Source organism: Bacteroidota bacterium (assembly GCA_034439655.1).
In the GTDB taxonomy this organism is placed as follows: domain Bacteria; phylum Bacteroidota; class Bacteroidia; order UKL13-3; family UKL13-3; genus CANJUD01.
In genome coordinates this window covers 1-7,644 of sequence record JAWXAU010000116.1, presented here as the reverse complement: position 1 = coordinate 7,644, position 7,644 = coordinate 1, and the positions used below count along the sequence as shown (strand labels likewise).

The 7,644-nt window shown below is 36.9% G+C and carries 8 protein-coding genes; 1 reads left to right on the top strand and 7 read right to left on the bottom strand.

The genetic code is table 11. The features are described 5' to 3' along the window. Positions 1 to 33: 33 nt before the first annotated feature. The 7 genes from SGJ10_08320 to SGJ10_08290 form a co-directional block, all read right to left on the bottom strand. Positions 34 to 951 carry a hypothetical protein gene (locus SGJ10_08320; protein ID MDZ4758128.1) on the bottom strand — a complete coding sequence of 306 codons (918 nt, stop codon included), beginning with the start codon at positions 949 to 951 and terminating at the stop codon, positions 34 to 36. An 18-nt stretch (positions 952 to 969) separates the two neighbouring features. Continuing rightward, positions 970 to 1,689 carry a glycosyltransferase family 2 protein gene (locus tag SGJ10_08315; protein MDZ4758127.1) on the bottom strand — a complete coding sequence of 240 codons (720 nt, stop codon included), beginning with the start codon at positions 1,687 to 1,689 and terminating at the stop codon, positions 970 to 972. Positions 1,690 to 1,914: 225 nt separating this feature from the next. Then, a complete protein-coding gene (locus tag SGJ10_08310) occupies positions 1,915 to 2,346 on the bottom strand; it encodes a hypothetical protein (GenBank protein MDZ4758126.1) in 432 nt (143 codons plus the stop codon). 7 nt (positions 2,347 to 2,353) lie between these two features. Next, positions 2,354 to 3,265 (bottom strand): hypothetical protein, encoded by a 912-nt coding sequence (locus SGJ10_08305; protein ID MDZ4758125.1) that lies wholly within the window; start codon positions 3,263 to 3,265, stop codon positions 2,354 to 2,356. Position 3,266: 1 nt separating this feature from the next. Beyond that, the gene (locus tag SGJ10_08300; GenBank protein MDZ4758124.1) at positions 3,267 to 4,559 is read right to left on the bottom strand and encodes a hypothetical protein; all 1,293 of its coding nucleotides are present in this window, start codon (positions 4,557 to 4,559) and stop codon (positions 3,267 to 3,269) included. An 8-nt stretch (positions 4,560 to 4,567) separates the two neighbouring features. Further along, positions 4,568 to 5,068: a hypothetical protein gene (locus SGJ10_08295; protein MDZ4758123.1), complete on the bottom strand. Its 501-nt coding sequence runs from the start codon at positions 5,066 to 5,068 to the stop codon at positions 4,568 to 4,570. Positions 5,069 to 5,096: 28 nt separating this feature from the next. Next, entirely contained in the window at positions 5,097 to 5,969 is an 873-nt protein-coding gene (locus SGJ10_08290; GenBank protein MDZ4758122.1) for a hypothetical protein, read from the bottom strand. A 192-nt stretch (positions 5,970 to 6,161) separates the two neighbouring features. Here SGJ10_08290 and SGJ10_08285 point away from each other — a divergent pair, with 192 nt between their 5' ends. Beyond that, complete coding sequence (locus SGJ10_08285) at positions 6,162 to 7,439, top strand: replication-associated recombination protein A (protein MDZ4758121.1); 1,278 nt, start codon at positions 6,162 to 6,164, stop codon at positions 7,437 to 7,439. Positions 7,440 to 7,644: the final 205 nt, after the last annotated feature.

The following is a 7,644-nucleotide window of genomic DNA, read 5'->3' as shown; positions in this document are numbered from 1 at the left end:
GCCGCGGCGGACAGACTGACATATATATATATATTATTTGTCGAAATGTTTTCTATATAATTTGAATGCTTCGATAGAGCGTTCGGGCAAATATTTAAGAATTGCATCTGGATCACTTGGAAGTTCTGTTACAATTTTTAAATTATGCTCATAGCCTAAATATTCAGCTTTCATATCTTTTGTATAATCGTGCACATTGCGGTCTTGGAATACTGATGCTTTTCCAAAAACTACATTTGCACCTTTGGCTTGCAGGTAATACGATGCCCATATATCATCCATACGGCCCACATGTGGGAACAAGAAATAGTCTTTAAGCAATGATGCTTTTAGGAAAGTATTTTGCGAATTGAATGGAGACATTTTATTAGCAGCAATAGGAAAACATGCAGGGTCGAATTTACATTCAGGGGCATGCTCCATGCGGCATATAGCATCTATGTCAGGATCGCCATCCCAAAAATCTGCTTGGACATCAGGTATAATAGTTTTGGTGGATTTGCGTGAATAATCACGTTTGGACAAACTCAACAATGGATATCCACGATGCCATAAATGTTTATGATTGGTAGCACCAATTGAATCGAATGCAGGCAAATCGGTTTCATAATAATTTGTTTCTACGGGATTGCCCAACATGAGGTTTTGCCCCCAACCTTCATAAGGAATATTGTCATCATCAACTACAGCTACTATATCAGCACCCATATCGTGTGCCCATAGTAGGCCCATGTTGCGGCGTTGTATACAATTCCAGCCGATAGCATCGCTCAGGTTTTTATCATAAGCTTCTTGCTCTTCGGGGGTAACATATACACCTTTGTTCAGGGTATAATCTTTGGGGGTTTTCAAATCGCCAATTACTACAAGATCCCAATCGGGGTAGCTTTCGAATAATTTGATGGCCTTAGTAGGCGGATTGATAGTGGTTGTTACAATTACTTTTTTCACGTGAATTATTATAATAGATTATTTTGTTATTTTGTCTTTGCTCATGAAACGGATTTTTATTCCTGTTCCAAAATATTTAAAATTATTGATGAATGGATTTTGCGACTCGCCTTCAGTCCTGGCTTTCCACACACTGGGTATCTCTACCGATTTAATACCCAAACGTAATGGTTTGCATATACTTTCAAACAAGAATGGATGTTTTAATTCGGTCCAAATTATTGATTTTACTAAGGCTGTGGGAAATACACGGTAGCCATAAGTCATGTCTTTTAAGTTTGTTCCATATAATATAGAAAAGAATTTTTGGAACACGAAATTAAATACCAGCTTAATAGGACTATAACCTGTAAATCCTCCTCCTTTGGTCCAACGGTTGGTACCAATAATCCAATCGGGATGTTGACGGGATAAGGCAATCATTTCGGGCACTTGTTCGGGATTTGTCTCCAAATCGCTTGCCATCATAATGAGGTGTGTGCCTTTGGCCAAATCGAAACATTCACGCATCGCACCGCCCAAAAACGGCAGCACTTGGTCGTGTACGCGAACTTTATTTCCATATTTGTTCACGATTTCTTCAATCACTTTGCGGCTCTCAATACTGGTCTTTTTGCAAATCACAATCAAGTACTCCAATATATCAGCACTGCTCGACGCTTCAATCATCTCCACGGTTTGGCGGAGTGAATAGGTTTCGTTTACGACGGGCAATATTACGGTGGTGGTATGTTGCAAAGCGGGCTTTTAAAAAGCGGCTCAAAAGTAGGGAAAAAACCCTAAATATTTATCGATATAATATTCAGGTCTTTGTAGTGCAATCCTAAAGTGATGACAGTTAATTACGCCTTTCAGTCTCGATTGTTTATCGGGATTGGATTTGCTTGGTTTTAATCAGCAATAATAAGGCATCAGCACTTCGGGGCTTTTCATTCTCCCTATCATGTTTTGGCTATATATATATTATTTATTTATAGTAATAGCACTCGAGGTTATTACATTGCTTTTGTTGCCAGCTCTATCCGTAACATATATATTATAGGTAGCAGTTTGTGTAGCAGAAGTACTATCGGTAATGTCGGTGCTTTTCAAAATTACATCCAAATTGCCTTTAATAGCTATTACAGCACCCGTTGGAGCTAATTGTTTGATACGATATTTATAAGTAATATTGATGCGGTTATCGGTAAGGAATAGGTTTTCCGCATTCACACTATTCTCGCCCAAATCTCCATCTGCATCAGCATAGCCAATTGTAAATACGACGGAATCTTTATATGCTTTTACGGTACTGGGTGCAGCATTCACAAAAGTAATTACGGGAACATTAGAAACCGCTTCTTTCTTCTTGCACCCAAAGAAAAGAAAAGGCAATAGATATAGTACTTTCTTCACAGTAAAATTATTTAACGATGAGTGAGTAATAAGAATAATAGTAATAACTGGCGTTCTCATTTGGGAATTCAACAATGGCAGTATGGTCAGGGTCTCTACCATAGTAACGCATATATACTTGTTTGCCAGGTGTAAAATTGCTGGTATTCACATCTACACGCCAAAGTGGGTAGCCCGGATAAAGGACAGTATCGATCACTGCTGGCAACTCCACGGCACTTGAAAAATTGTTTTGCGAATAAGAAAATTTTGCTTTGCAATCTTTGAAATTCTGAGACTTGGTTTCATCATCAGTAAGATAAAAATAAAGATGAATTAATTTATTCTGTGGTGCTGCGAAAGGATAACCGTTGTTGAGCCTTAACGTATCAATTCTTTTATATGCAGCATCTAAAGCTACATAATAAATTAACTGAATATTGTTATTGGGTTTTACGGCAGCAATTCCGTTTACATCTTTTGCTCCGTCCATGATCCATTTGTTGATGTGGTACATTTCGTTGGCATTAAGAGCAGGCATATAACGTGGCATTCTTCCCAAAACGGAATCATCGGTAACCAATCGTTCGTGCAGCCAGCTCATAGCGGTATCGCCAGGAATAACACGATAGGTATATTTACCCGCAGCCGTATTTTTAATCACTTTTTGATATACCAAAGTATTATAGGATGAAAGTGGTGTGCGGAAATCGGGCTCGAAAGGGCCACCGTGACAACTGGGGATAGCACATTTAGTTGCAAATATAAAGGTATGCAAACCCACAATTGAATTGGAGTCTATACTGGTTTTCGATTTTGTAGTATCTATATTTCTGTTAATGGAATCGTAGGGATTTTTTGTATCCACATTTTTTTTGCAACTACATACGAACAGCGATATTGCTGTACCAAGCCAAATTAATATTATATATTTTTTCATATTATTTTAAAGCTGATTTTAATACTTTTCCATTTAAATAATTTGAGGGTATATCGGGTAAAAATCCTAATATATTGGCAATAGTAGGTACTATATCTATACTTTCCCCTTCTACATTATTGATGATATTATTCTGATACACCATATTGGATGGCCCTAGTACCATACAGAAAATTTCTTTGGAAACATTGTCGCCACCGTGGTCAATTCCTTTTCTTCCCTGAGCATCGGTAATGGTATTGTGTACCCCGTCTCTTCCATGTTCAGGAACTATAATCATGATGGTATCATCCTTCATTCCGGGGGTATTTTGAATGGTTTGCCATAGATGTGCAGCGGCATAGTCAGCACGATTCAAATTCACACAATAATTGCTAAAGTTTGCATGGCAAGTATCTACATCGGTCATGTTCACACATAAAAATTCAGGTTTAAATTGTTTGATAACACGTTCGGCAAAATATACATTATACATATCACCACTCATAAAGCCTGTTCCCCAGGGGTCGGCATACATACCTGCATTTGCATCGGCTAAAAGCAAATCAACAAAGTTGTTGATTTCTATCCTGTCCTGTTCCGAATTGTTGAAATTGGTATTCACCTGAACCGGGGTATTGAAATTATTGTTAAGCAAGGTTCTCAATTCATCGGCACTCTTTTTTTCATTACTGCTGAAAGTGCTACATAAATCGACAGGTTTGTATCCGTTGTTAGGAATAAATATATTGGGACAAAGAAAATTGGCCGCATATTTTGCTCCATAACTGTTATCTAAACTATGGCTCAACAATTCATTTTCGCCTGGTGAATTTGAGATCCACCAATTGTTTTTTGCAGTAGAAGTAGTTGAATTATGTTTGTGATAAAATTCAAAAATACTGGGCTTAGGAGTGTAGTCGTTAAAGGAAACAAAATTGTCGACATAGGCACCCGTTAATGCCACCGTATTTCCTTGGTAATGGCCTGCAAGCAAACTATTATATCTGAAATTTTTATATAAGGTACCATACTGCGAGAGCGGATTGCCAAGCTTCGGTAAATTATTCATCAGTGCCGCTATATCAGAAGTTATTGTTTCATTGCCTGGTAATAAATTAGGCAGTAAATTTCCTTCTGCTTTTTGTACAGTTTCAATATTACGCACACCACCTGCAAACATGCACAATACTACATGGTTGCAAATACGGGTACCCGATCCTGCAAACAACCTTCCAGTTGGTAATATATAAGGCACACCTATAACTCCTGCGGTGAGAAGGCCAGCTTTTTTAATAAACTCTTTTCTTTTCATAATAATTTTTATTTGAACTTATATTCATTGGAAGTGAGAAATGAATAATAGATGACACTTGGAGTGAGGGTCGTGTTTTTAGTGATGAGTTGTTCCAATTTCCATTTCTCCATTTCGGTAGGTGGACGTTGGTAAAATTTTGTATAAGTATTGGAAATAAATTTAGGAATATCTCCTTGCATTTGTTGCTTGGTGGGAATAATAATATTGCCCCTGTTAAGATAGCTGCGAATAATTCTATCGGTAATAAAATATTTGTCATTGCTTCCAGCGTAACAACTTACCGAGTTATTTAATTCATTGGCAGGGATTGTTTTTCCAAACAAATCACTATAGGCTATAGAAATAAATTCAAGCTCTTTTTTGAATAAATTTTTATTGATGGAAGTTTGTGAAACGGGTTGCGTTTCTACTTCAAATATTTTTTTTATTTCTTTTTTACAGGCATATAATCCGATGCTTAATGAAAGAAGAACAATACTATAAATGTATATTTTTTTTCTGCTCATAATATAAATATTTTTTTATGGGATTGAATTATTTTTTACCGAGAAAACTGTTGCTGAGGTAAATTGATTTCTGAAGTTTTATGTAGTTATGGTCTTTATGATATACCACCGACATTGAATGCAATTCATCATTGGTAGGTTCTCTGAAAATATTTTTGAGGAATAAATTGCGAACCTGCCCTTCAAAATATTCATCTGAATTGAAAAAGATATTTACCATATCGTCCATCGAATTTCCAGTTTTCAAAAGTATTTTTCCTTCCATCCCTTGAATAAATAAATAACTATTACTTAATTCGCTTTCTGTAGGCTTGCGTTTAAGAAAATAAGGGAATGCTGTTAAAGTCCAATTGTAAAGACCACCATTCAAATTATCGTAAAGCACATTATAAGTCATACGTTTGTGCAATTCAACCAAGTCAATGGAATCATTGAAAAAATTTCTGGGTGCCGATTTTAGAAAATACAATCTGTCAACATTCTGCTTATACATATATGCCTGCGGGTTTGTTGAATCTTTTGCCAGGCCAGAATAATATATAATATAATAATTTATGACATCGGCAGAAGAAGAGGCAAGCAAGGTGCTATTATCAACATTGTATAGATTTTCTTTATAATCGGGTGCTGCAAAAAGGATATTCAATAATTCTTCACGGCTTCCTACACTGCAATTGTTTTTATCAATAATAGTTCGGGCACCTATTTTTTCTAATTCTGTTGGAGTTCTGCCAACAATTGCCAGATATGCTTTGTGAATAAAATTATCACGGAGCACATTGTCAATTGTAGAATCATCAGCAGGCTTGTTTCCAGATATTACTTGGGTATCTACTTTTTTGCACGACATACAAAATATCAGCAGAACCATGCCGACAAAGAGCATAAATTGTTTATTCATAATAAGATATATCAAAAGGCAAATATAAATAAAATACCCAATCAAACAAATTATTATTTTGTTACCTTTTGAACTACAATTCACCTGAAAGAAATTTAAAAGAATGTGCCAATGGTTTGATTCTTTTGCAATTAGCGTCACATGAGACGAATTGTATTTGCAGAACACCCGATACCGTCCTAATTTTACAACATGAATTCATCCACCCCTCTCGCCGAACGGATGCGTCCCAACACCTTGGACGATTTGGTTGGGCAGGAACATCTTACAGGGCAAGGCAGCATATTGAGAACGGCCATTGAGCAGGGTAAAATCCCCTCTATGATTTTGTGGGGTCCGCCGGGTGTTGGCAAAACCACAATTGCACATATAATAGCAAATGCTTTATCAGTTCCTTATTTTCAATTGAGTGCCATAAGTAGTGGTGTGAAGGAAGTGCGAGAAGTGATAGAAAAAGCTAGAGAAACCACACAATCCATTTTATTTATCGACGAGATTCACCGCTTCAACAAAGGGCAGCAAGATGCATTATTGGGAGCTGTTGAGAAAGGTATTATAACGCTAATAGGTGCTACCACAGAAAACCCGTCGTTTGAGGTAAATTCGGCATTGCTAAGCCGTTGCCAAGTATATGTGTTGAAACCCTTGGATGAAAAAGGTTTGGTTCGTTTATTAAATCAAGCTTTGCAGCATGATGATATATTAAAACAATATCATATACAATTAAAAGAAACTGCAGCTATCATTAATATAAGTGGAGGCGATGCACGCAAACTTTTAAATCTGCTTGAGATAGTGGCAACTGCTATAGCTCCATCTGCCAAAGGAAAAGAAGTGGAAGTGACTGATGCGATGGTGATGGATATTGCCCAGAAAAAAGTAGCACTATATGATAAACAGGGCGAGCAACATTATGATATTATATCAGCATTTATAAAAAGCATGCGGGGCAGTGACCCGAATGCCGCAGTATATTGGCTTGCCCGCATGATAGAAGGTGGCGAAGACGTAAAATTTATAGCACGACGCATGGTTATTTTTGCCAGCGAAGATGTGGGAAATGCCAATGCGAATGCCTTGTTGCTGGCCAATGCGACTTTTGATGCGGTTAATAAAATTGGTTATCCTGAAGCAAGAATTATATTATCACAATGTGCAGTTTATTTGGCATCATCGGCCAAAAGTAATGCATCGTATATTTCTATAGAAAATGCCTTGGCTTTGGTAAGGCAACATGGCGATTTGCCCGTGCCTTTGCATATAAGAAATGCACCAACAAAACTGATGAAAAATTTGGATTATGGCAAAGGATATAAATATTCACACCAAGGCGAAGGCAATTTTTTGGAGCAAGAATATCTGCCAGAAAAAATTGCGGGAACTATTATATATGATCCTGGAAAAAATGCCCGTGAAGAAGAGTTACGAAAGTTTTTGAAGGAGCGGTGGAAAGAGAAATATGGGTATTAAATGCATTATAGTTATTTTATTTTCTCGATTATAGCCCATCCTTCATTCTTATGATATAATGCCATTTCTTAAACTATAATAGTTCTCCACCTGTGGCGGATTAGTCTTTAGAATGGTAATGCCGAACTACATCCCGAAAGCATTCGGGATTAGTCCCTTTCTTTTGGACTATTATATATTAGACCTCTTTCATAATTCAAATAAG